This window comes from Sulfidibacter corallicola, from assembly GCF_017498545.1.
GTDB lineage: Bacteria > Acidobacteriota > Holophagae > Acanthopleuribacterales > Acanthopleuribacteraceae > Sulfidibacter > Sulfidibacter corallicola.
In genome coordinates this window covers 8,593,954-8,619,299 of record NZ_CP071793.1, presented here as the reverse complement: position 1 = coordinate 8,619,299, position 25,346 = coordinate 8,593,954, and the positions used below count along the sequence as shown (strand labels likewise).

Annotated in this window: 10 protein-coding genes and 1 tRNA gene; 8 read left to right on the top strand and 3 right to left on the bottom strand. The window is 60.3% G+C overall.

The window, feature by feature from the left end:
* Positions 1-495: 495 nt before the first annotated feature.
* The gene (locus J3U87_RS26200) at positions 496-978 is read left to right on the top strand and encodes a hypothetical protein (protein ID WP_237378745.1); all 483 of its coding nucleotides are present in this window, start codon (positions 496-498) and stop codon (positions 976-978) included.
* A 182-nt stretch (positions 979-1,160) separates the two neighbouring features.
* Here J3U87_RS26200 and J3U87_RS26195 read toward each other — a convergent pair whose 3' ends face one another.
* Positions 1,161-1,880 carry a helix-turn-helix transcriptional regulator gene (locus tag J3U87_RS26195; protein ID WP_237378744.1) on the bottom strand — a complete coding sequence of 240 codons (720 nt, stop codon included), beginning with the start codon at positions 1,878-1,880 and terminating at the stop codon, positions 1,161-1,163.
* Between the two features lie 185 nt (positions 1,881-2,065).
* Between J3U87_RS26195 and J3U87_RS26190 the strand changes: the two genes are divergently transcribed.
* The 4 genes from J3U87_RS26190 to J3U87_RS26175 all read left to right on the top strand — a co-directional run bounded on the left by J3U87_RS26190 (position 2,066) and on the right by J3U87_RS26175 (position 8,124).
* The gene (locus J3U87_RS26190) at positions 2,066-3,010 is read left to right on the top strand and encodes an alpha/beta fold hydrolase (RefSeq protein WP_237378743.1); all 945 of its coding nucleotides are present in this window, start codon (positions 2,066-2,068) and stop codon (positions 3,008-3,010) included.
* Between the two features lie 533 nt (positions 3,011-3,543).
* Entirely contained in the window at positions 3,544-4,974 is a 1,431-nt protein-coding gene (locus J3U87_RS26185) for a sensor histidine kinase (protein WP_237378742.1), read from the top strand.
* 17 nt (positions 4,975-4,991) lie between these two features.
* Positions 4,992-5,420 carry a response regulator gene (locus J3U87_RS26180; protein ID WP_237378741.1) on the top strand — a complete coding sequence of 143 codons (429 nt, stop codon included), beginning with the start codon at positions 4,992-4,994 and terminating at the stop codon, positions 5,418-5,420.
* Between the two features lie 625 nt (positions 5,421-6,045).
* Entirely contained in the window at positions 6,046-8,124 is a 2,079-nt protein-coding gene (locus J3U87_RS26175; protein ID WP_237378740.1) for a TonB-dependent receptor, read from the top strand.
* A gap of 481 nt (positions 8,125-8,605) precedes the next feature.
* Here J3U87_RS26175 and J3U87_RS26170 read toward each other — a convergent pair.
* Positions 8,606-8,681: transfer RNA gene (locus tag J3U87_RS26170), tRNA-Thr, on the bottom strand.
* Positions 8,682-9,289: 608 nt separating this feature from the next.
* Between J3U87_RS26170 and J3U87_RS26165 the strand changes: the two genes are divergently transcribed.
* Together J3U87_RS26165 and J3U87_RS26160 are read left to right on the top strand one after the other, a co-directional pair.
* The gene (locus J3U87_RS26165) at positions 9,290-10,519 is read left to right on the top strand and encodes an esterase/lipase family protein (protein ID WP_237378739.1); all 1,230 of its coding nucleotides are present in this window, start codon (positions 9,290-9,292) and stop codon (positions 10,517-10,519) included.
* 564 nt (positions 10,520-11,083) lie between these two features.
* Positions 11,084-11,512: an SRPBCC family protein gene (locus J3U87_RS26160; protein WP_237378738.1), complete on the top strand. Its 429-nt coding sequence runs from the start codon at positions 11,084-11,086 to the stop codon at positions 11,510-11,512.
* Positions 11,513-11,642: 130 nt separating this feature from the next.
* On the opposite strand, the gene J3U87_RS26155 is transcribed toward J3U87_RS26160, so the two are convergent.
* On the bottom strand, positions 11,643-13,163 hold the full coding sequence (locus J3U87_RS26155; protein WP_237384538.1) for an Ig-like domain-containing protein: 1,521 nt from the start codon (positions 13,161-13,163) through the stop codon (positions 11,643-11,645).
* 856 nt (positions 13,164-14,019) lie between these two features.
* On the opposite strand from J3U87_RS26155, the gene J3U87_RS26150 reads away from it, so the two are divergent.
* Entirely contained in the window at positions 14,020-25,344 is an 11,325-nt protein-coding gene (locus J3U87_RS26150) for an RHS repeat-associated core domain-containing protein (RefSeq protein ID WP_237378737.1), read from the top strand.
* The last annotated feature ends 2 nt before the right edge of the window (positions 25,345-25,346 follow it).

The window sequence follows — 25,346 nt, the reverse complement described above, 5'->3', positions numbered from 1 at the left end:
CACATCGGGGGTTCGGTGCCGAAATCAGGTGGTCTTTTTCCTCGGCTGGTCAATCCTCTAGGCCGCGGTTGCAGGTACGAACCAGTCGCTGTAACTGGTAGAGAATGTTGACGATCGCTTTTCCCGTCAACGTTCCCCTCACCGCTTCCGAGTCCCTACGCCATACCCGCTCAATCTCAAACAGCGCTTTCAACTGGCCGATCCATCCCCCCACCGCCGACCCCATCCTCGCCAAGACGGCCGAAGTCCCAACGGAACTCTCCAATGTAAGGATTCACAACAAAACTCAATTATACTCGGGGACCGTTTTGACACTAACGATACATCGTTACCAAGCAAACACAGTTACAATACATAAAGGATTCAATCATGTCGAAAATGAAGCTAAACTCCCGAGTAACTTACTAATAAACATGTTCCACGTGGAACATTTTAACAGTATTTTCAATCAACACATGGTATACTACCTCCATTATCTCAACCAGGAGGCATCTCATGTTCACCCAAAGCAACCCGACCGGCTATACCAGCGTGTATCTCCTACCCATTGGGCACCGCGACCGCGACGCGCATTGGTGCGAGCTCCGCCTCACCGTAACCCACTATCGGTACGGTGCGACGCGCGCCGAATCGCGCACCCGTGCCCGAATGGTGCGCGTCGCCGACCTGGCCCGTGTGCTGGAAGCAGATCTGGGGCGAGTGCGCGCCGCGGGTTATCGGCTCGGCGGGCCCGCGACGTTGGTCGCCGGAGTGGCGGTCGACTCGTGGGTTCGGTCCTCCTGGCGGTGTGCCGCGGCATGGGTGGCGTCCCAGGCGGAACTGGTCTCGGCCGAGGTGTTCCCCATGCCTGGGGTGACACGCGTTTGGCTCGATAATCCCACCTGGATCCGGCGCCGGCCAGCCCCCGTGCGGCGCGCCCTGGACTGGTCACTGATGGGCATCGCCGGCGCGCGGTCCGATGCTCGGGCGGCCGGGTGAGAGTTCCGGGCCCTTGTGGGGACAGCGGTTAGTTCTGTTTGGAACCCCGCGGCGCACTCTCGCAGATGTTCAGTGCCGCAGTAAATGTCGGTTTTGCGGAAGCTGGCGAGATGGCTACCGAGCTTCCAGTCATATATTAAGTACACGAAATGTCCTACCATATGCCGCTCGATGTGAGCAGTTCATCGAGGCAAATGTCGAAGGGGGCGGACGTCATCCGCGAATGGCACCTGTCGCCGTCGAAACGTGGCGCCCTCGACGTATTCCGGTTCGCTGATCCGGTCCATTCGAAAATGCCGGAAGTCATTGCGCGCGGGATCCCAGGCCACCAAATACCATAGCGGCGGCAGGATCAGCATGGCTTGGGGTTCGACATGTCGGCTGGTTTCGGCCCCTTTTGCGTCACGGTACTGGAAACGCAAGAGGTGCCGTTGGAGAAAAGCTGCCTCGAATGCGGGCAACAAGGCGGGCTCCATGGTTCCCATGTCGGATATGTCTACCTGCGGAGAGAGCTTCCCCACATACAAGCAATCCAAAAATCGGCGCAAATCTCGAATTTTGTCCGACGGCAGGGCTTTCTCAATTTTGGCAAGCCCGGCGTCTGCGAGACCTGAAAAGGGCAGACTTCCGGCGGCACGCATGGACGCAACGCTGATGAGGAGCGCAAAGACCTCGGCGACCGAGAGTCGCGCGGTGGTTTGAACCGATTGCGGATCAAGTCGCAGGCCACCCCCGCGCCCGGGTTCGGAATGAATGACAAAGCCCTCATCCCGCAACGCGCTGATGTCACGTAACACCGTGCGCCTGGAGGCACCAACCTCTTCCGCCAAGTCAGCGACTGTCGAAGTACCGTTGCGGCGAAGGCTACGCACGATGGCGTCTTTTCTGAGGCGAACATTCATTTCGTCATGCTTCCAATCAATAGTGCCAGTTTTTGGCACCATTAGATCTTAATTTATGGCTGTCCGCGGTAGCAAGGAGACTTTGAACTTGCAACGCGCATCCTCAAACCCCCGGGGTTGAAAAGAGCGCCGCCCAAAGTAGCAGGCGTCGCCAGATCACCCCGCGACGATAGAAAGGAATTTGAATGTTCAATCCAACCGACTTTCCCAAACCCACACTCATTTCAGTCAACGGTGTGGAACTCGAAATCTTCGAAGCGGGCCGGCAAAACGCGGGAAACCCGATTGTGCTCTGTCATGGCTGGCCAGAGCATGCCTTTTCCTGGCGTTTTCAAATGCCAGCCCTTGCCGCAGCGGGCTACCATGTCATCGTCCCTAACCAACGAGGCTACGGCAACTCATCGCGTCCGAGCGAGGTAACCGACTATGACATTGAACACTTGTCGGGTGACCTCGTCGCACTTCTCGATCACTACGGGTACGAAGCTGCCACCTTTGTCGGGCATGATTGGGGGGCGATGGTCGTTTGGGGGCTGGCCCTATTGCATCCCAATCGTGTCCATAATGTGATTAATCTGAGCTTGCCTTACCAAGAACGCGGAGCAACTCCCTGGATCGAGTTCATAGAACAAATACTTGGCAGTGATCACTATTTTGTCCACTTCAATCGACGGCCAGGCGTCGCTGACGCCGTATTGGAGGAGAATACGTTCCGATTCCTGCGCAACCTGTACAGGAAAAACGAGCCACTGAGAGAGCCAGAGCCAGGAATGGCGATGATCAATCTCGCCAGAGCGGAAACACCACTCGGTGAGCCCATCATGAGTGACAGCGAACTGGCCGTTTTCGTATCTGCCTTCGAGTCAACGGGGTTCACGGGCAGCATTAATTGGTACCGAAATCTTGACCGCAACTGGCACCTGTTGGCGGACGTGAACCCAGTGATCGAACAGCCCACGCTCATGATCCATGGTGATCGGGATCCAGTCGCGAGGAATGAAAATCTGGATAAGTTCGTGCCCAATGTGGAAGTGGTCAATCTCGATTGCGGTCATTGGATCCAGCAAGAAAAGCCGGAAGAAACGACTCAAGCGATATTGAAATGGCTGGCACAGCAGGCTTCCGCCTAGGTTCGACAGCGTTTTGAAGTAAAACCCGCCCGACGACTTGGTCGGAGGGCGGGTAGAGACGCTCGAGAAGCGGAGCGTTCCTGTGCAACACACAAGCGATCTTCGTCGGACGATCGGCCTCGATGGAGCACGATCAAACCCAGGCGAATAAATCTGATCGCTAACCGGTTCACGCCAGTTGATCCTGCCAAGGCGGAAGCCCAATGACGAAAAGAGGAGGCGGTGGCCTTCGGCTCCTTAAAAATTAAAGGGAGGCAGGAGCTCGTTCGATTAAATTTTAAAATTCAGCCGAGAATTTGAAATATTCCTGTGATATCGGGAACACGCAGGACCCAGATTTAACTTTGTTCCCTTTGCTACGATGGGCCTCTTTCGGGTGCTCGTCTAGCAACCATCATTTATTTGGAGCGTGGTGCACATGGTGATTTTCCGACAGTAGCGTTTGAAGCCATCAAAGCGGTGACGTCGGAAGAAGGCAACGAATTCATCGGGAACGGCGATTGGTTCGGTGTTACGTCATGTAAGGAGACGGAATGACAAAAACGTCAATTAGGAACGGGGCACCATTGGCGGCATTGATCATGGCTGTTGTTGGAATTATTTTTGATTATATTACGCCGCTTGGGGTGGCCGCAGGTGTCATTCATATATTATTTGTGCTTACTGCCATTTGGTTTCGTTCTCCTCGCACTGCCTTTTTCTTTGCGGGAATTGGCACAGTATTTACATTGAAAGGCTATCTACTCATTTCCGATATACAGGCAGACACATGGATCGTGCAATTAAACCGTGCTCTTTCAGTTTTAGCATTATGGGTAGTTGCATTAATAGTTTACTTTCAAAAAAGGATGGCAAACGCTCTAGAGCAAAGTGAAGCGCGCCATAGTGCATTCATAGACAATGCGATCGATGGGATGATCACGATAAACAACCAAGGCATTATCCAGAAAGTGAATCCGGCATGCGAAAAAATATTCGGTTATGTAGCAGAAGAAATGCTGGGCCAGAATGTAAATATTCTCATGCCGGAGCCATATCACAGCGAACATAATGGTTATTTACAGAATTATCGAAACTCGGGTTTTAAAAAAATCATCGGCATCGGTCGGGAACTAGAGGGAATGCGCAAAGATGGCTCTACTTTTCCTATTGATCTTTCGGTGAGTGAGATGAGCCTAAAAAGTGAGCAATTGTTTGGTGGAATTGTTCGTGATGTTACAGCTCGAAAAGAAGCAGAACGTTCTTTAAACCGCACAATGGAAGATCTCAAACTGTCCAATGACGAGCTTGAAAAATTTGCTTATGTTGCCAGTCACGATCTAAAATCCCCGCTCAGAGGAATTGACAACTTGACAAAATGGTTAGCCGAAGATTTGGCAGAAGTCCTCGATGATGAAAATAAAGATCGTTTGGAAAAATTACAGGGACGTGTGTTGCGCATGGAGCGCCTGCTGGACGACCTATTGGAGTATTCACGTGCAGGGCGAAATCTGAAAAAAACAGAGAAAATCAAGGCTGATCGGCTGATAGATGACGTCAGGAGCCTTCTAAATGTCCCGGCAGAGATTGCTATCACGGCGGATGAAAGCCTTGATGGCATCTTGATTCCACGTATGCCACTGGAACAAATTTTTCACAATTTGATCGGTAATGCCGTCAAACATCACGACAAAGAAAAAGGCATTATTGTTGTTTCTGCAAGCGAAAGTACATTATTTTATGAATTTTCAGTGCAAGATGATGGTCCAGGCATTGCAGAGAGATTTCAGGAAAAAATATTTGAAATGTTCCAAACCCTCAAGCCCCGCGATGAAGTGGAAGGCAGTGGCATGGGTTTGGCCTTGGTCAAAAAAATTGTGTATCGCTTCGGCGGGCGCATTCAGGTTAAGTCAAAAGAAGGCAAAGGTGCTACCTTTACTTTCACTTGGCCAAAGAAACCAAAAATACGATCCATAACCATTTAAAAAAAGGAGCAAGCAGCGTGAGTGGAAAAACAGTCAACATCCTATTGATAGAAGATGATGATATCGATGCCGAAGGTGTCAAGCGGGCCTTTAAGAAAGCGCGTATTGCCAATCCATTATTACGTGCCAAGGACGGGGTGGAGGCACTGGAAATGCTACGTGGCGAAAACGGCAAGGACGTTATTCCCATTCCCCATTTGCTGCTGGTAGACCTGAACATGCCGCGTATGGACGGTATTGAGTTCATGGAAGAGCTTCGCGGTGATCCGAAGTTCAATAAAACCATTGCCTTTATTCTCACCACCTCCAAAAGGGATGAAGATAAAATGGCCGCCTACGACCTGAACGTTGCCGGTTATCTTGTCAAATCCAAAGTTGGTGATGGTTTTGTGGATATGATTGACATGCTGGATCATTTCTGGAAAATCGTAGAATTTCCAGAATAGCCAAGTGTGGCATTATCATACAATAGTAAGACAAAAACGAGAACTCCACATCTCGCCGTAGCGAGATTTCGATGCTGTCCATGAGTTATGCCGTGGTGATATCCGGCGCAATGGATGCTCCATTTTGACCGGAGTTCCAAAATCCCCTTCCGGTGTACCGCGTCGAAGAAGAGGCTCACGTTCAAGGATTGGACGACCAGGCACGCCTGCCGACGCCATTCCCGCGCATAGCCGGCCGGGGGTCGCCGTCGTAGAGCGACACCTGGAGATCGTGCGCCGAAACCTGGCAGCCACCGGTGAGACACGAGTATTTCGGTATTTTTCTGGCCTCCATTCAGGGCGTTTGCGTCGGTCCAGCCGCCTTCGAAACGCCCTTTTGGGGTGCAACCTTATTAAAGTCAGGACTACGGCGTTGCCGTGGGCTAAAATCTTCGTGTCCCTTTGGGGCTTGGTCCAGAGCTTGAACTTCCGTGTTTCAGATACCCAACCCTTATGTGGGTAGCACCCAGGATCGTCCCGACAAGCCAGGGTTCATTTGCTAAGTTTGCAAATCTATAAATCCACTTTCGTGGTTGCCGACGAACAAGTTGTAGTGAAACGACCGAATGCGACAAGGAGTGCCTTTGTGAGCAAGTTGGAACGAGTTTTGGGCCTGATCGCCCTTATTTGTATCCCTCTCTGGGGCAGCGAAACCCCCGAACCTGCTGAAGATCTGACGAGTAAACCGGAAACGGTCTACGAGGAAGTCCAGGTCCGGCACCGCGCCGACGACCAGGCTGGCATCGCCGACTCGGCCGCGGAAGGCGCCACCGGCCAGGCCGACCTCGCCCGGCGACCGATTTTGCGACCCGGCGAACTGCTGGAAACCGCGCCGGGTATGATCATTACCCAGCACAGCGGCAGTGGCAAAGCGAACCAGTACTTCGTGCGCGGGTTCAACCTGGACCACGGTACGGATTTTTCAGTTTCCCTGGACCACATGCAGGTCAACATGCCGACCCACGGTCACGGTCAAGGCTATGCCGATCTCAATTTCCTGATCCCTGAATTGGTGGAACGGGTGCGATACCGAAAAGGTCCCTACTACGCCGACTTGGGCGATTTTTCCTCTGCCGGCTCGGCTCAGATCGACTATCAGGACCGGCTGGCCGATTCTTCCCTTTCGTTGCGTGCCGGCAACAACGGATTCGGTCGCCTGCTCTGGGCTCAATCGACTGAATTGGCTCACGATCACAACTTCCTCAGTGCGGTGGAGTTCGGCCGCCACGACGGGCCCTGGCTACGCGGCGACGACGCGAAAAAGTTGAACGGCGTTTTGCGGCTCAGCCAAGGCGACGCGGCCGACGGCTATTCATTGACCTTGATGGGCTACGACAACACATGGCTGGCGACCGATCAAATTCCGCAACGCGCCGTCGACACCGGTCTGATCGACCGCTATGGTTTGGCGGACCCCGATTTGGGCGGTGATTCCTCTCGTTTCAGCCTGTCGTACAGCCGCCATCGGGCCGACCGCGATTCTCGATCCGAATGGTTCGCCAACGTCGCCGCCTACGACCTGACGCTTTTCTCCAATTTCACCTATCTCCTCGAGAACCCCGAGCAAGGCGACGAGTTTGAACAGGCGGACGACCGCGTCATTGGCGGGCTCGGCTACAAGCATAGTCGGCAGCACACATGGCTTGGCCGCGATATGAACACGGAAGCTGGGATCAGCCTGCGATTCGACCGAATTGACAATGGCCTCTACGGCTCACAAGGTCGCCTTCGCCACCAAACGATTCGCGAGGACCGTGTCGCCCAGTACGCCGGCGGCCTGTACCTGCGTAACCAGATCCGCTGGAATGACCGCTTTCGCACCATTGCGGGACTTCGTGGCGACTACGTCAGCGCTGACGTTACGGCCAGGTGGGCGGCCAACTCAGATCAAGTAGACGACTTCATCCTCTCGCCCAAGTTTTCGGCCGCGTTCCTGGTGGCGCCCGGGACGGAAATCTTCGTCAACAGCGGCTATGGCTTTCACAGCAACGACGCCCGCGGCATGACGATTCGCATCGACCCGGTTGGGGGCGAAGAAGTGGGTCGGGTCCCGCCCTTATCCCGTTCGCGCGGGATCGATGTGGGCATCAGCAGTGGACGGATCAAGGGCCTGCAGACGTCATTGACCGGATTTTGGTTGAAGCAAGATTCCGAATTGGTTTTTGTCGGCGACGGCGGAGGTACGGAGGCAGGTCGACCCAGCCGTCGGACGGGCATCGAATGGGCCAACCACCTGACGATCGCATCTTGGGCCTTCGATCTGGATTTCACCTGGAGCCACGCTCGCTTTATCGACGAAGATCCTGCGGGCGATTACATTCCCGGCTCCGTCTCGCGGACGTTGGCCGCCGGAGTCGTGTACCAAACAGAGCGTGGTCTTTCAGGCGGCTTGCGGCTGCGTCATTTCAGCGGGTTACCACTGATTGAGGATAACTCTGTGCGGGGCATGGCGACGACGTTGGTCAACGGCAGCCTTCACTACGATTTCGGCCGCCGAATCGAAGTAGGCGTGGAGGTGTTCAACCTGCTGGACGAAGACGACCGCGACATCCAGTATTACTACGCATCGCGATTGGCGGGAGAGCCAGCGCAGGGGATCGAAGACGTGCACTACCACCCGGTCGAAGACCGCAATGTTCGCCTCGTATTCCAATGGCGGTATTAGGAGCAGTTAGGGTACGAGAAGAACCAGCTCCACGTGGCATCTCTCGACCCGGTGTCAGCGCCATCTCGCTGCTTCTTCGGTTTAGGGAAACAAATAACAAGGGAAGGTTTAATCGTTTAGTTACAGCCGCCTGGTGCAAATCAGGCGGCTGTTTTGATTTCCAGACCGAGCGTGACCCGATTTCATCAACCCGGCCGCATCGATCCTATCGGTATTATCAGCGCCGGATTCGCTCTTAAACCAAGCGTGCCAAGAGATAAGTTAAAGCCGAAAAAAACGGCGACGGACAGACATTTTGCCCAAAAACGGATCGTGCCCAGCATGGGATATTAATCTATCGGCCAACGATGAAAGCGTGGGATGACCGCCTGCCCGCCGGTAAGCCACTGAAAACAAAAACGTAAAAAGCAAAAAGCCCGCGAGCGCTGGGCTCCGGGCTTTTGGTTTACCCCCGTGGGGTGCTTTTCGCTGATGAGGTAGGTGGTGCCCCCAGTCCGACTCGAACGAACGACCTACGGTTTACAAGACCGTTGCTCTACCAACTGAGCTATAGGGGCATTCTTCCAAACGCAGGGCCTGATTATATGGAAGTCGACGCGATTCCTCAACCCTGAAGTTCACCTTTTTTATGGCGGTGTCGGGAGGGCCATTTCCTGAAGTTTTCATCCCGATGCGGGCCGCCAGCTCTCCCTTAAAACTCAACTCGCAATAGCCACTGAATGTTGTGTTTGAGCGACCATGAGCTCTTGGGATCACCTCGATTCGTCGCGACGTGCTCCAGGGAATCCCCTGCTGAAACACCGACCCGATCCCAATCCCAAGGACCTGTTGTCGGGATTACTTTTCTCGACCTCAATCCGGACGCGGGAGACCATTGGCACACGAAAGAATGGGAAACGGCGTCCAGGTCACGCCTGATGGATTACCCGGCCTGGCTCGGTCGGTCGTGAGGACGACGAAGGGCTCTCGGCCGTCCCGCAGCCTCACGCTTCGATATCGATACCCGTCTGGTGTCCGCCCCTTCCCTATTGGCCAAAGTAGCTCCCACGCCGACAAGGGAGTTAGCCACGGGGAAGCGGTAGTGTCCGACTTTGGTGGTAGAATCCAAGCTGTCACGCATCCGATCGTCAAAGCGGCATTTTAGCGGTTGGGTCAGGGAGTGATCATGGTGAAGCCCGTAGACCCTGCAGATGAGACCTTTGGCCCGCGTAACCTTTCCGGTCTTGGCCGGCTGACCGTGGAAGCGATTACCGGCCTCACCGATTTGGTGGAAGCAGTGCATCACACGGTCACCAGCTTGTCCGCCGTGCGCGGCGCACCGCAACAACATCGAACGAAGGGCGTTACGGGCATGGTCTACCGCAATATTCGGGCGACTACCGAGTTGGTTGGAAAGGGTCTCGATCCACTGCTTGACGCCGTCAGTGCACTGCTCGACAAGCAGACGACATCTCCCGCATATGAGGCCTTGCTGGCTGCTCTGAACGGGGTGCTCGGCGATCATCTGGTGGCGCGGAACAACGGGCTGGCGATCCCGATGCAGTTCCGTCGAGACGGTAAGGCAATGGGCCAATCATCCCTGTGTCAGGCCGTCCGACCATCAAAAGGTCGGCTCGTCATCTTGGTCCACGGTTTGTGCATGAACGATTTGCAGTGGCATCGCCAAGGGCACGATCATGGTGCGGCGATAGCCCGTGACCTGGACTTTTCGCAGATCTATTTGCACTACAATACAGGGTGCCATATTTCTGAAAATGGCAAACGCTTTTCGGATCTGCTGGAAACGACCGTTCGCGGGATCGAGGCTCAATGCACGCTTCCCATCGAACTGTTCATCGTCGCCCACAGCATGGGCGGACTGGTTTCCAGAAGCGCCTGCCATTATGGAAAGGTAGCTGGCCATGATTGGCCTAAACGCCTTCGAAAACTGATTTTCCTGGGGACACCGCATCAAGGATCGCTTTTGGAAAAGGGCGGCAACCTGGTGGATGTCATTCTGGAAATAAACCCTTACAGCGCACCCTTTTCGCGCTTGGGAAAGATCAGAAGCCGCGGCATTACCGATCTGCGCTACGGTCATGTCGTAGACGAGGATTGGCAAGGGCGGGATCGGTTCGAATGTTCGGGGAATCACCGGACGTCGGTACCATTGCCGCAAGGCGTGGACTGTTACACGGTTGCGGGCACCAGCCGCGCCGAATCCAGTGCGCTGGGCGACTATCTGATCGGAGACGGGCTCGTCACCTTGGACAGCGCCCTCGGCCGTCATCCGGATCCTCGGTTGAACCTGGCGTTTCCCTCGGAACATCAATGGGTTGGTCGCAATTTGAACCACATGGATCTTCTCAACCACCCAAAGGCGTACGCCACCATTCTGAAGTGGTTGAAAGACTGACCCACGGGCAATCTCCTGACACCCGCGTTCCAAGGACTCACTCACATGGCGAGGAGGATGTCGCCCCGGCCACCTCATCGCTGAGATAGTGATTGCGGCGATTGCGAGTTGAAGCGCTCAGGGTATTTGGGAAACCTCTTTTCGTGAGGAAGGACGGGTTCTGAGCCAACCTGTCGATGAGAGACGTTCCTTTTTGGTGGGAAGGGCTTCGTGTAGCACAGGGTTCGAGCGGAACAGAACCAGTGACCCGCCATTGCCACGTCGTGAGTGCGGCGTCGGGAAAAGTCGATGCCTTCCCCACGACTGGTGATAAACTGTCCAAAGAGCCTCAAATGACCCACCGAACAACTGAATGTGACCGTCGGAAATCCGGTTACCTGGTTATGGTTTGTCGAAAATGCCCGTTGGAATCACATCCACCGATGGCCATATCCGGGCCAGTCGTCTCGGCGAGGGGAAGCCGGTAAACATCGAGCCCGATCTCCCACCTAGACACAGACCAGAATTCATTGCACACGAGCCGGACCGCCACTCGGTGAAGTCTGTTTTTTCAGGAGAAGAACGATGCCGCGAACTTTTAACTCCATCGTCATCAACGCGCCCATCGCCAAAGTCTGGGCCATCGTGAGCGATTTCCACAAACTGAACAACTGGGCTCCCGAACTATTTATGAGCTGTGACGCCACGGGTGATCTGGGGCCCACCGAGGTCGGTACCAAACGCGTGTTGAACGGTGCAATTTACGAAACCCTGATCCACTTCGACGCGGAACAACATCACTTCGAATACTCGCTCGACGAGGGGCCCCCTCCCATATCTTCACAGGACGTGACCCAGTACGTGGGCTCGGTGAAGCTCAACCCGGTGACGGCCAATGACACCACCTACGTGGCTTGGTCCTCGCGCTGGGAATCGGAAAGCGACGAGGCCGTCGCCTTCTGCAACAGTGTCTATGTGGGTCTGCTCAAGGCATTGGCTGCCGCTTGCGAGTGACTTCACGCGCTCCCTCCGCAGGTACCCATCCCAACTCGCGAAACGACAGATCGAATGGCCGCGCAGTGCGAACGCCCTACGCGGCCACCCGATGACGCCCTATGTTGGGTGCGGGGCCTATCTACTTCCTTCAGTCATAGACGTTCAGGCCGTTCGACATTGCGTTGTATTCGTCCAGGCGCCGTTCGATGTACAACACCAACTCCGTGTAATGATCCGCGACCGCCGGAATGATATCGGGTCGGGGAGGCTGGTAGTCCAAGCTCGGGTTCTGTAGGAACAGTGCTCGATAGCAGATCATGCCGGCCAGAAAGTAGACGGTCGGCGATCCGTGCGGCGCCTCGTCGACGTACAGATCCGCAAAGCTGACGTCTTGCATGAAGGGCTGCGTTTCAATGATGTCGGCGATGATCGGACCCACCGGAATCGTGCGCAGGCGGTAGGCCGGTCGGGCTGCCTGCAGCAGGTTCTGATAGTCGCGGTGCCAATCGTAATAGTTCCCACTCCTGGTGTAGTTGTTGAGGGTGGTCCAATCCGCCCGGCCGAGTTCGTTACCGTTGAGGACCCCCAGGCCGATCATCGAGGGCTCCGGCCAGTGCATGTAGAGAATGATCTCCGTTTCCGGCTCCTGCGCCTCCACGTAGTCGAGCACGCGGAAGGTATCTGTCAAATAGTCCTCCGGCGTCAGCACTTCCTGCTCGAAGTTACTGGGCATGAACAGCGTATGGGTGTAGTCGCGGCTCGCAAAATCCACGGGAGGATATTCCGGCCACGGCTCATACGCATTGGTCGCATAGCCCAGTTGGGGAGTCGGCGGGATGCCGTGGTAGCTCAATTGGCCGAACTGGCCGTTCCCGGCCGATATGGTTCCGCTCCCGGCGGCCAAGGCGCCCAGCCAATAACCGGTGTTCTGCTCGCCGTGGTTGAACAACGAGTGGCCAAAGTTGTAGAACCGCACTTCGTCCAAAGGCTCGCCACCCGGCGGATCGCTCGGCGACACCACGTCGATGGTCACGGTGGCGAAACCCATCCGTCCCGAGTCGCCCCCGTCGTGACCGTCGGTCACGGTGTAGGTGAAGGTGATCAGGCCGAGGTAATCGATCGGCGGCGTGAAGGTGAAGACATCGCTGTTTGGATCGAAATCCACCGAACCGTGGGACAGGTCCTCGACCGTGACCAGGGAAAGGGTGTCCCCGTCCGGATCGATGTCGTTACCCAAAAGCGTGCTCACTCGAATGAGCAGCTCGATGTTCTGGCGGGTTTCCAATCGATCGTCAACGCCCGTTGGCGGAGTGTTCGTCGGGTCGGGATCGCCAGACCCCGCATCACCGCCAATCTCGATGATCACGACGGCGAACCCATAACTGCCATCCCAGCCCATGCCGGAACCGTCGTCGATGATGTAGGTAAATCGGCCCTGGCCGACGAAGCCCGGTTGAGGCGTGAACACCACGGCCTGATCTTCCCGATCCAGGCTTGCGATGCCATTCTCCCAATCGTCGATCAGGAGGAGCGTGAAAGCGTCGCCATCCGCATCCAAGTCGTTTTGAAACATTTCCGCGAGCGAAATGCGAATGGCGGTGTCTTGTGGAGTGGTGAATTGGTCGTCGCGGGCATTCGGCGCCGCGGCAAAAACCGCATGTGAAGACATCAAGGCGATGATCGTGAAGATGGGGAGCCACGAACGGCTTGGTTTCGAATGAGCATTTGTAGGAGCAGGCTGTTGCATTTACGATCCTCTCTATCTTTATTAGTAATAACAAGTTAAGAAAAAAAGACACACACGGGATAACTCGTGTATGTCGCAGTGGGACGTCATGCAGGATCTCGAAGTTAACACCACGCAACCGGCCTCTCAATCCATCAATTTGCCAAAAAGTATAGAAATTCCCAAACGGTGTTAATTATCACGACCCAGCATAAACACTCATACTTCCATTTTGAACAAATCGTTCTGTTTTACTTTTGTTCTGTTTTTTAATCAACCAATCTTCACCCTCGCACCTGGCCCTTCACCTCCGAGGGTTCTTGTGAAAGCCGAAGTCGATCGAGATGAGGCCGGTCGGAAACACGAAGCCACGAAGCAAATTCATACAAGCCGGCAAAGAAGAGGTTGTTTGGTAATGATAAATAGCGTACGATCTTTATCAGGACGATTTTTTTACTCACTTTTTAGTAAAAAATCACACAAAATAGCGTCCAACCGCGCTCGCCGCACCAGTTCCACTCTGAAACATCGTCAATCCCAAAACCAAAGCAAACGCCTCGACAGCACGCTTTCTTTGCCACGCCGCTCTTTTTCCGAGCCAAAGTGGTTTCTTTCGTCGAAGCCTGCACAACCCACTTCCCTTCCCTGATGACTCGCACAACTGGCCTGTTTTAGTCAGTCGCCAGAGTTGCACAAGCACTCCATGGGAAGGCACGCGATTCACCAGAGCACTTCCGTTCTGGCCCAGCTCGATGACCACCGCATCGCACATGTCCTCCTTCCTCGTTGTGGAGTCCCCATGCCCCGATTCGTTCCCAACCCGCGCTCCGTCCAAAGCGTTTTCCTCTGCCTGGCCCTGATCGGCGCCTCGGTCTTGTACGCACAGACCCCGACCTATCGGCCCGAGTTGCCCCGCGCCACCGACCACGCCGAGGCCATGCGCGCCCAGCGGCGTCTGGCCACACGCCTGCGTGACCGGCTGAACGCCAGCCAGAAACGGAACCTGAGCCAGGACGAAACCGAGGCCATCGCGTCCGATCGCGCCGAGCTGGACGACTGGCTGGCCCTCCAGATCCACCAGACGCGCGAGCTTCTGGACCTAGTGACCCAAGACGAAACCCAAGCCCGCCTCCAGCACGAGCTGGCCCGCCTGACCGACCTGCGACACTTACTCGACGACCGCGCCAAGACCGCCGCCGACCTCCCCGATCGCATGACCGCCCTGCTGGCCGAGCCTGAACCTTCCGACTTGGCCCCCTGGGCCCCACTGTGGGCCAGCCCCGAAGCCGGCGCCGTGCCACTCCGCCGCGGTCCACCGCCAAGCACCGTAGACACCGTCGACCTCCTGGCCGAGGCTTCAGGCAATGCGGGTCCCGAACACCAAGCCAAAACCAGCCAAACCCCGCTGCTCGACCGCCTGCCCGCCGAAGCCCGCCAATCGCCGCTGGCCCTGCTGCGCTACCTCGAAATCCATCTCGCCCACGACCCCTACTTCGGCAACCAGCGCGCCCCGCGCACCGTGCTCGACGACCGCGCCGCCAACGACCTCGACGCCGCCCTGCTCCTCGCCGCCCTGCTCACCGAGATGGACGTCGAAGCCCGCGTCATCCACGGTCAGGTCCTGTTGCCGGCCGAGCCCGCCCTCGCCTGGCTGAGCGTGGCCGAGCCCGGCGCCGTCGCCGAGGTCCTGCGCGCCGCCGCCGTGCCCTTCGAACCGATCCTCGCCGAAGGCCGCATCGAGGCCTTTCGGCTCGAGCGCTTCTGGGTCGAGGCCTGGCTGCCGCTCTCAGGCTATCGCGGAACTGGGGCCGGCGCCGGCGACCGCGCTTGGCTTCCCCTAGACCCACTGTCCCGCGGCACCGTACCACCCGACAGCACCGACGCCTTCGCCGCCTTCGATCTAGACACAACCGATCTGCTCGATACCTTCGAAACCGTCGCCGGGGCCGACCTCCCGCTGGACGACCAAGCCCCGACCGACAGCGGCGCCACGCCCTTCCTCGCCTGGCTCGACCAGCAACTCGCCACCCACGACGCTAACCTCGCCGACCTGACCACCGGTTACACCGCCCCGGCTGCCGGCCCGAACCTGCTTTCCCTCAGTCTCCCGTTCACCGTTGAACAGCAACTGGCAGCCTTCACACCGTCGACCCTGCCCCGCGCTCTCCAGCACCGCGCCCGCTTCCTGGTCCGCGACGCCGCCGGCACCCCGGTCCTCGAACACGAGATCGCCCTCGCCGAGTTGGGCGGCCGCATCCTCTCCTGGGACGCTGTACCCGCCACTCCCTCCGACTTCGAGCTGGTCGCCCTCCACGGCTCGCGCTGGCAGGTTCCCTCCCACCTCCTGCGCCTCAAACCTGCCCTTTTGCTCGAAGGGAACCCGATCGCCACGGCCGACCTGGACTTCGCACCCGGCCAGCGCCTCGAACTCGACCTCGCGATTCAAACGCCGACCGAGACCTTCGCCACCGTCACCAACGCCCTGACCTGGGGTGGCTTCGCCGTGCTGGCCGTTTCCGGCGGCGGCCACCCTCTGGTCCCCGCCGCGACCGACCTGCCCGTCTACGACCCCGCGCGGCCCTTTGGCAACAGCCTGCACGCAGTCGCCACCGCCTACCTCCGCCGCGTGGCCGACACCCGCTGGACCCTGGCCAAAGCCATGCGTCTGCGCCTGGTCCAGCCCACGGCCGGCTTCGCCTGGGCCCGAGTCCACCACCGCCTGACCACGCTCGACGGCCTGCCCGCCGCGCTCGAACCCGTCGCCCTCGCGCTCGACGCCGACTTCCTGCCGGCCCGGCCGGTCGCGCCCTCCGCAGCCTTCCCCGCCGAACGCCTCGCCGAGTTTCGCCGCCTCGACGGCCTGGCCGCCGCCCAGCAGGAGCGCCGTATCCTCGAATCGCTGCACCCCGACCTGCGGGCCGTCTCCGTGCCCGGCGTGCTCGGCTACGCCGCGGCCCAGGGCCTGGGCGTCGAGGACCTCGTGCCCGGCGATCAAACCCGCCTGGTCGCGTTCCCACTGCCCGCGTCGTTCCACCGTCGCCTGGAGGCCGCGCTCGATCAGGGGCTCCAGGTCCGGCTGACCACCGCACCGCTGGCCCTGGGCGAGGCCACCGTTTTCGCCGCCCGACTCCACCAGCCCAGCGACGGCCGCACCGCCTGGCTGCTCGACGACGGCCTCAGCGGCGCCGTCACCGCCAATACCGCCAGCAGCCTGTTCAACATCCTGGGCGCCGCCTTCGCCTTCCCCGAGGTCGACCGCCGCGTCTTCGGCGACCGGGAGGTGGCCTTCCTCATGACTGTGCCTGGCTGGGACTTCGACGTCGTGCCCGCCGATTCCGGCAAGGCCGAGTTCCACTTCCTCGCCCTCAACTCTTTGGGCCGCCCGGTGCCCGACGCCTCGATCGAACTCCAGCTCCGCAACCAGCGCGACCAGGTCCCCGTTGGCTACCACAGCCACGCGGCCGTCACCAACGGCTTGGGTATCGCCGAGTTCCGGTTTCAGGTCCCGCCCTACACGGACCGCAATGCCCATTTCGCCCAGCTCGAGGAAGCCCACCAACACCTCTCGATGGTCTCCGCCTACCACTACGTGGCCCGCTCCGCCCAGGACCCCACCGTCGTCGCCAACAACGACGCCACCGCACTCGTCAAGCCCGGTGCGGCCCGCACCACCGCCGTTCGGCTGGACACCACCTTCGAGAGCGAGAGCTTCAACTTCATCGTCACGGTCGGCCACGTAGCCAGCCTGTTCCCGTTCCTGCTGGACGCCCACGGCAACCCCATCACCAACCGCACCATCGAGCTCGCGCTCCAGGGCACCAACACCTCCGAGAGTTGTGACGGCTTCGAGGACATTGCCACCGACTTCGTCTCCGAGGCGGGCAGCCTGCCGTACCGGCCCGACGCCGCCTTGTTCGAAGAACGCGACCTGCGCCAACCCCAGCGGCGCCTCTCCTTCACCGCCCGCCTGTTCGGCGACGGCCTCTACCTCGAGCCAGGCCAGTTCGGCGACGTCGTTTCCTTTGGCGGCGGCATCGTCGACCGCGCCGAGGCGCTGGACATCTCCGGCGGGGGCGCCCCGCCGCTAACCGTGCTGCTCGTGTCGGCGCCCTACGACCCCGCCACCTCGCTCGGTGAGATCGACTACCCCGGCAATGCCGACTACGAAGGGCCCGTCTACGGCACGTCCTGCATCCATCCCGCCCAAACCGGGATCGCCCCGCGCGGCACCGGCTGGGAGGCCAGCGATATCTGCGGGGTCAGCTACAGCGCCGGCAGCAACCTGCTGGGCCTGAACGACCCGGCCGCCGAGGCGGCCCACCGCAATCCCTGCTACCAGCTCCGCTTTGGTGACTTCGGCTGGAACGGCGTCAGCAGCGCCGACCGCAACGGCATGCCGCGTCAGCTCTTCCGCATCGATCCCGACAGCCCGGGCGGCCACCCGTTCGACATCCCGGTCGAGGTCACTAAAATCGTGAAGGTCGCCGTGCACGACCCCGGCAACGAAGGCGAACGCGAGGCTTTCGCCTGCAGCGCCAGCCTGGCCTGCAAGGACTTCTTCTTCGACCTGGGCGACCAGCACGTCCCCGTCCAGGAGCTGCGCCCCGGGTTCCTGCGCCTGCGCGACGGCAGCCACGACGCCGGCCTGCCCTACGAGCTGACCACCTTCGACGGGTTCGGCCGCTTCCAGCTTTCCTTCACCGTCGACCAGCCAGGGATCGTGCACGGCCGCTTTTATTACCACGTCGACAGCCAGAGCCTCGAAGACGGCAGCATCACCAAACTCGCCGACTCGATGGACACCGACTTCCTGATCGGGTTCTACAGTTGCACCTTCGACGAGCCGGTCCGCGTGGCGCTCGACGGCCGCAACCGCCAGATCGCCGACGTCGCGGTGGCGCCGACCTTCGCACCGGCCGACCTGCCCTACCTGCGCCTGCACCGCTACGAGATCCTCAAGGACGGCGCCGTCGTCTCGGACTCGTTCCGCACCGGCAGCACGCGCATGCAGCTCCTGGCCGGCAGCGTCTGGGACCCCGACGCCCGCTACCAGATCCGCTTCAGCTACGACGTCGATCGGGCCGGCCAGCTCGCGCCCGAGGGGTTCACCGCCACCGTCGACGTGATCCTCGACCGCGGCGCCGACCTCGCCGTCATCGACATCGAGGAGCACAGCCTCTGGCTGGACACCAACCCGCCGGCTACCGGCAAGCGCCGAGCCGACCGCAAGCGACCCGACGACGCCTGCGCCGATCCCGACGGCGATGGCCTTTTCCGCGCCTGGCCGGTCTTCGCCCAGCGCTACACCTACAGCCACCTCCAGGACTACCGCGACGTGGACCTCAGCCTCACCGACGAGGCCACCGGTTTCACCACCATGTTCATCGACGACCTGCCCACCACTGGCACCGACGAGGGCGAGCTGGCCGAGGCTCGCCTGCCCCACGAGGCGGCCCGGCCCTTCCTGTTCGAACGCGAGCCACCCACCACCGGCGGCTTCATGGCCTGGCAGATGACCGGCGATCCACTCGATAGCCAGGCCGGTCCCGTGTTCGGCCCCAAGCGCCTGCTGCCCTACAAGTTCCTGATCGGCGGGGTCGGCGTGATCGTGCCCGGCGAGACCGAAGACGAGCGGGCCCGCGGCTACGAGACCGACTACGAGCTGGTCCTGGAAGAGGACCCCGTCGGCGACGCCGACACGAGCTGCAACGCCATCAACCGCAAGCTCGGTTTCCAGCTCAACCACGAGGCCACGCGGGTCCGTTTCTCGCTGGGCGACCGCGTGCTCTACGACGGCGTGCCGCTGCCGCCCGGGCAGTACGAATCCAGCCACGACTTCCTGACGCCGGGTCTCTTCGAGTGGACCTTCGAGGCCGACTTCCGCGACGGGGCCCGCAACACCTATACCTTGACCCGAAGCGGCACGATCGACATCGTCAAGCGGGTCCGCAAGCGCATGGCAATCGGGTCGACGGTCGTGCGCGGCGTCAACCTCAACTCGGGCAGCCTGAACGTGGGCAGCACCGACCTCCACATCCCGGGCCTCAACGGCGGGCTGGCCTTCACCCGCAGTTACAGCAGCGGCGGCGGCCAGAACTACAACCCGCTGGGCATCGGCTGGATCCACAACTACCAGTCGCGCCTGGTGGAGGGCGGCTGCGACATCCTGCAGGTCGTCGGCGGCGACGGCAGCGGCCAGGACTTTCAGCGGCACAGCGATGGCCAGTACCGGCCGGCGATGCCCGGGGTCCATTCGCGCTTGGAGGCCAACGCCTACGGCGGCTACACCCTGATCACCAAGTCGGGCCGGGCCTACGTCTACGGACCGCCGCTGCCGTTCGATCCGGGCGGCGAGGCGCCGTTCACCTTCGGCCAGAACCTGCGCTTCATCGAGGATTCCTTCGGCAACCGGACGGTGATCCGCTACGACGACCTGACCCGCCAGATCCGCGAGGTCCAGGAGCCGGCCGGCCGGAAACTGGTCTTCAGCTACGACTACAGCGGCTTCTACCCACTGCTGACCTCGATCACGACCGAGGGCGTGGTGCCCGCGATCACGGTTCACTTCGCGCACGACGCCGACGGCCGGCTGGTTCAGGTGACCCGTGACGAGCGGGTCGAGCGCTACCAGTACACCCGGGCCTGCGAGGGCCACCGCCTGACCCAGTTCACCAACCCCAACGGCTTCGAGACGGCCTACGTCTACTACGCGCCCGGCGAGCTGCCGGACCTTGCGGTGGACGCGGGCTGGATCAAGGAGATCCGCGAGCCCGAGGGCCTGACGACGCGGTTTGTGTACTGGGACCAGGGCAACGGGATCACGGGCGCGGACGTCAGTGACGACCTGAGCACGACCAGCTACCAGTTCAACCTCAACGGTCAGCCGATCCAGATCACGGGCCCGCTGGGCACCAAGCGAATGACTTGGACCGAGGGCGACGTCTTGCTGCTGAGCGAGACGGACGAGGCCGGGCGCAGCTTCAGCTACGGCTACGACGCCAACGGCAACACCACCCTCAAACGCCAGGATGGCGTGATGGAGGAGACCTGGACCTACCATCCCCTGTGGAACAAGCCGCTGACCTACACCGACCCGCGGGGGAACACCACGACCTGGGACCTCGACGAAGCGATGGGTGCGGTGCTGGCGGTCAACGACGCCATGGGGAACCGGACCGAGTTCGGCTACGACGCACGCGGCCTGCTGGAGACGGTGACGGACCCGCGCGGCCACGAAACCAGCTACACCTACGACGACCTGGGCTACGCGCAGACCCAGACCTTGGCCGACGGCAACGTGGTGCGCACGACCTACGATAGCCGTGGCCGATTGCGCAGCAGCCGCGACAGCGCCGACCGCAACACCAGCTACCGCTACGACCACCTCGACCGCTTGCTCAGCGAAACCAGCACTGCCGATCAGAGTGGCGGCCGTCTGATGCAGTACTTCGATCACCTGCCTATGGGCCAGCCCCAGCGGGCCAGAGACGGCGTGCTCGAGATCGAGTACGGCTACGACGAACTCAACCGCGCCGTCACCTTGACCCTCGACCCCGGCGAGGGCCAGCCGCGCATGCAGCGCGACCTGACCTACGACATCCACGGTAACCCGATCCAGGAGGTCTGGTCGGGGGACCTGGGCATGACCAAGACTTTCGTGCGCGATTTCGACCCGGCCGACCGCCTCGAGCGCGAAACCCTCAACGGTCAGTTCTATTCGGCGCGAACCTACCGTGAGGGCACCGAGCTGGTGGCCTCGATCACGGATTGGCGTGGCGCCGTCACCCAGGCCAGCTACGACCCGAAGCTCCATCTGGACGCCCTGACCCTGGCCACGGGGCACCAGCTCGATTTCGACTACGACGTGGCGGGCAACCGCATCCGCGAGGTGGACGGCAACGGCCACGTCACCAGTTACAGCTACGACCCGCTCAACCGAGTGGCGTTCAAGGTCGATCCGCTCGGCCACCGCACCGAGTACGACTACGACGCCAGCGGGAACCTACTCGGCTGGCGGAACCGGACGACCGGTGCGGGCGAGACCCAGCAGTTCGACGAGCTGAACCGGGTCGTGCGGCACACCTCCCTCAACCCAGCCGGCAGCGGCGACCAGGTCCGCAGCTACGCCTACCTCCAACACGGGCGCCGCGTGATCGAGACCCTGCCCGAGGACTTGCCGATCACCGTGGAGATGAACCAGCTCGGCCAGACCACCGCCATGAGTCAGGGCGACATCGTCGAGCGCTACCACTACAACGCCAACCACGGCGTCGTTCGGGTCGAGCATCCCGAGCGCTTCGAGACCCTGCGCCAGGTGGACGGCATGGGTCGGGTCGTGGAGGAGCGGGCACCGCACGACTACCTCACCCGCCACCGCTACGACATCTACGGCAACCTCGTGGAGGCGACCGACCCCCGTGGTATCCAAACCCAGATCAGCTACGACCGCTTCGACCGGCCCTTGACGCGTCAGTCCAGTCACGCGACCGGCACGATCACCGCGCACTGGAGTTACAGCCAATCCACCGGGCGCACGACGGTGGTGGGCACGGATCATCGCGGCAACACCGTCACGGGCCTGTTCGACGAGCTCGGCCGCCTGCTCGAGCAGACCGATACGGCACGCGGTGCGACGCGTCATCAGTCGTGGGATGCCGCCAACCTGCGGTTCGCCCGCGATTACAACGGCAACGAGACCCATTTCCACTACGACGGCCTGAACCGGCTTATATGGCAGCGCGATGCAGGCGGCGAGATCCGCACCGCGTACGACGACGAGCACCTGACTGTGCAGACCGTGGACCGGCGCGGGATCACGACGGTGGCCGGGTTCGACCAACTCGGCAACCTCCTGACCCGGTCGCGGGCCGGGATCCGCCTCGAAACGAACCAATACGACCGCCAGAACCGGGTTCTGGTGCAGACCGATGCGGAAGGCATCGCGCACCGCACGAGCTACGATGCCCACGGCCGGCTGGCCCGCCAAGCGGTCGGCGACCAAGTGACGCAGTTTCGTCAGTACAACCAGTTGGGGTACCCGGGCGAGGTGCACGACGGCCGGGTCAGCCTGTTCCAGACGCACGATTTCTACGGCCGGGTGGTCAGTACCACCAACGAGTTGGACGAGCAGGTGCGGATGGCCTATGACCCGGCGGGCAACCTGACCTTGCGGGATGCGCCGTCGCCCACGGGGGAGCGGGCCCGAACGCAGTACGCCTACGACTTGCTGAACAATCTGCGACAGGTGATCGAGCCCAACGGCGCCGAGACCCGTTACGACTGGAACCCGACTTGGACGGAACAGACCGTCACCGACGCCGAGCAGGTCGTCAGCGCCTGGACCTACGACCTGGCCGGTCGGTTGACGGCGATTCAGCATCCGGGTCTGGGCGTGACCGGCTTCGGCTACGACGCCAACGACAACCGGACCTCGGTCGAGCGACCGATCGGCAGTGCCACCTTCGGCTACGACTACCGCAACCGGGTCATGGACGAGACCTGGGAGGGCAACGCCCACGCGGACGCCGCGATCCACAGCATCGACCGCGAGCGCGACGCCAACGGCAACCTGACCCGGGTGCGTCAGATCGGCAGCGAGGGCACCTACGAGCGCCACATCGACTACGACGACCTCGACCGGCCCTACCAGTTCAGCGATAGCCGCGGCTTGGGTCATACCATCGGCTACTACGACAACGGCACGCGCGAAAGCGTGACGGATGCGCGCGGGTTCACCGTGCGCTACACCTACGACCCGGCCAACCGGCTGGAGACGGCGGTGGTCGACGGCCAGGGGGTGGCGCGGTTCGGCTACCACGCCAACGGTCTGCCGGAAGAGATCTCCCTACCCAACGGGACCCGGACCGCGTACGCCTTCGACCGCGCCAACCGGCCGACCGAACTCGGCCACGAGCGCCCGGACGGCAGCGCCACGCGCTACCACGCGACCTACCATGCGGACGGCAGTCGCGCCAGCCTGGTGGAGGACCGCGGTGATTTGGGTCGGTGGGAGACGACGTACCGCTACGACATCAACAGCCGGCTGACCGAGTGGACGCGGACCACACCGCAACACCGTCGGACGACCAGCCTGTCGCTGGACCGGGTGGGCAACCGCACCTACGAGCTCGAGGAAGGCGACGGCTACGCACGAGAGCGCGCGTACAGCTACCAGCCCGGGCACCAGATCAGCGGGTTCACCGAAACGACGCGCGAGGATGAGGTGCTGACCGCTTCGCGGCAGGTGCTGTACGATTACGACGCCAACGGAAACCGCACCGCCAAGACGGACGTGGACCGGCTCGCCAAGCGGGCGACGGCGACGCGGATGCGGTGGGACGCGCGGGACCGGCTGCGGCGGGTGGAGCACGACGGGATCGAGGCGTTGAACTTCGCCTACGACGACTTGGACCGGCGGATCCGCAAGTGGGGCGACAGCCGCCAGGGTTCGGCGATGCTGTACACCTGGGACGAGCTGGCGGTACTGAGCGAGCACGAAGAAGGGGCGGGCGCCGGCGGGGACCCTCTCCCGCTGGCGAGCTACGCCTTCGCGGGCCAGCGGCTGGCGATCGAGCGAGTCGGGGTGGGCGTGCAGTGGTTCCACCACGACCCGTTGGGCAGCGTGGCCGAGCTGACGGATGCGGCGGGTGCGCTGGTCGAGGCCAAGACCTTCGACCCGTGGGGTCGCGAGGAGCAGGTGTTCGCGAGTGCGGCGGGCGGCTACAACCGCTACGGATTCACGGGCCACGAATACGACCCCGAGACCGAGCTGACGTACGCCAAGGCGCGCTACTACGACCAGGACTTGGGCGTGTTCGCCAGCATGGACCGCTGGGACTTCGCCCAGTTCGACCGCCCGCCGAGCCTGCACCGCTACCAGTACGCCAGCCGCAACCCGTTGGCCTTCATCGACCCGACGGGAAACAACGACGTCAGCCTGGACGGGTTCATGGATTTGGTGCACGACGCCAACGCGAATATCCAAATCGCGCAGACCTCGGTGCAAAAGAGTGTGATGGGCTTGCTCAAAGGAGCGCTGAGTGTCGTGGTGGAGGGCGCCGAAGAAACCGTCAAGATGGCACTCGACTTGGGCATGACAAACGTGAGCATGACCCACTATGCCCTGACGGGTGAGTTCATCGATTTCCAGATGCAGAGCGCGATCGGCAAGGGTTCCGAGCAGGGCATGACCCACGGGGACCTGTTCAATGGCGTGGTCACGGGCGTTGCCAACCTGCCCGTGGAGTACGGCAAAGCGATCGCATCGGGTGATCCGGAGCGGATCGGTAAAGCGACGACCAACCTGATATCGGTGATGTGGGGCTTCCGAACGCTGAATCCCGCGACGCTGAAGGCGGGAGTCACCCAAGGCGTGAGCCGCGTCACGCGCGGTGTCAAGGCCAGTGCGAAGATCGTCAAGGAAGGTGTGGAGAAGACGGCGACGGTCGCCAAAAGGGTGAAACAGGGCGCCAAAGTCACCCTCGCCAAGGCGAAAGGGGCCGCCACGACAGCGGGCCGCGTTGCACGCATCTACGGGAGACAATTCGGCCGGGAGCTGATGAAACCCAGGCTGGGGTCCCTCGGCGGCAACTTCCAATCCGCAATCGATGCTGGAGTTCGAGTAGCCAGCAGGATAAAATCAGGAAAAATTCTTTCGAGGAGGAAAATTTCTCGAAACAATTACCAAATCAAAAAACGCGGCATTCATGGTAGACGAATCTTAAATATTGGCGCAGGAGACAACCCGATGCCCCGCGCAATAAATGCTGATATAAGAGATGTTCCCGGAGTGGATGTCGTCGCTGATGCGAACAAGTTGCCATTTAGTACGAATCACTTTGATAAAGTCTTTGCTCACAATCCATTTGGATTTAACCCAGTAACAGGTGATGTTGCCAGAGTTCTAAAGCCTGGCGGAACTATGACCGTAACAGGTCAACCTCGGAATCCATTTTTCAGACAGTTTGTTGATAAACTTTCAAAGGAGGAATTGAGAAAAATGGGTTTTGAAAAAATATCCCATGGTTCAATCGTTGATGATTTAATTCTCGGTACACCAAAAACAACTACAGGAAAGCCCTTGGACACATCAGTCATGATTCAAGTAACATTAAGGAAACTTTAAAC

Coding starts and splice junctions, on each gene's coding strand:
- J3U87_RS26150 (WP_237378737.1), top strand. CDS start 14,020: ATGCCCCGATTCGTTCCCAACCCGCGCTCCGTCCAAAGCGTTTTCCTC.
- J3U87_RS26185 (WP_237378742.1), top strand. CDS start 3,544: ATGACAAAAACGTCAATTAGGAACGGGGCACCATTGGCGGCATTGATC.
- J3U87_RS26165 (WP_237378739.1), top strand. CDS start 9,290: ATGGTGAAGCCCGTAGACCCTGCAGATGAGACCTTTGGCCCGCGTAAC.
- J3U87_RS26160 (WP_237378738.1), top strand. CDS start 11,084: ATGCCGCGAACTTTTAACTCCATCGTCATCAACGCGCCCATCGCCAAA.
- J3U87_RS26190 (WP_237378743.1), top strand. CDS start 2,066: ATGTTCAATCCAACCGACTTTCCCAAACCCACACTCATTTCAGTCAAC.
- J3U87_RS26195 (WP_237378744.1), bottom strand. CDS start 1,880: ATGAATGTTCGCCTCAGAAAAGACGCCATCGTGCGTAGCCTTCGCCGC.
- J3U87_RS26155 (WP_237384538.1), bottom strand. CDS start 13,163: ATGTCTTCACATGCGGTTTTTGCCGCGGCGCCGAATGCCCGCGACGAC.
- J3U87_RS26200 (WP_237378745.1), top strand. CDS start 496: ATGTTCACCCAAAGCAACCCGACCGGCTATACCAGCGTGTATCTCCTA.